The sequence below is a fragment of the Fulvivirga lutimaris genome, from assembly GCF_009711525.1.
In the GTDB taxonomy this organism is placed as follows: Bacteria; Bacteroidota; Bacteroidia; order Cytophagales; family Cyclobacteriaceae; genus Fulvivirga; species Fulvivirga lutimaris.
This window is the reverse complement of record NZ_SMLV01000049.1, coordinates 1-797: the sequence shown is the minus strand read 5'-3', so window position 1 is coordinate 797 and position 797 is coordinate 1. Positions and strand designations below refer to the sequence as shown.

Here is a 797-nt window from a genome sequence, read left to right as displayed (position 1 = left end):
TTAATTCGACAGCTCCTTGTTTGTAATCATTGCTAGGCACATCATTCATGCAAATTTCAAATGTCCCTTCATATTGATCCGCAGATGAGGAATTTCCTACTATCAGGTAATACCATTCGCCAATCACCATATTTTCAGAGATATAGTTGAATACTATTCCTGTTGAACTATTACCGCTATTACACATTAAAATATTATCCTGACTGTCCTTTAAAACAACTTGAGCATATTTTAGAGAACCGGTTGTTAGAGTAAAATCCATAAACTCACTCTTTGCCTGAAATTTATACCAGGTATCATTATGGGTCATACTACTGCAGCCGGATGCCGAAGTTGACTGGCTGCCTGTCGCTCCTACATTTGTATAAGTAGCACAGTCTTCGTTGATCGTATTGCTTAAATCTATCTCTCCAATTTTATAGTCATTTGAAGGAATATCATTGATACATAAAGTGAAGGTACCATTGTAACTAGAACCTATCTGACTTCCCACTACCATATAGTACCAATCTCCTATTATCAAATCTTCTTTTACTAATTTCGATGTGCTAGAACTCATACAACCAATCTCCTGACCGGCTCCATCCATCAATTTCATAACTCGATAACCACTGTTTATTGAACCATTGGTGATTTCAATATCAATAAATGATGTTGATGCTTGGAATTTAAACCAGACATCGCTCTTAATCGAACTAGCACAACTAGAGCTTTGTTCTCCTGTGGCTCCAACTGTAGTATACGCGTTAACTGGACTACACCAATTGTCCTTATCAGTTAAGGCTATTGCACCTTGT

The 797-nt window shown here is 37.1% G+C and carries 1 protein-coding gene; it reads right to left on the bottom strand.

All coding sequences use genetic code 11. The features are described from left to right. On the bottom strand, nt 1–797 hold a 797-nt coding region (locus tag E1140_RS21155; protein ID WP_185153312.1), incomplete at both ends, for a hypothetical protein.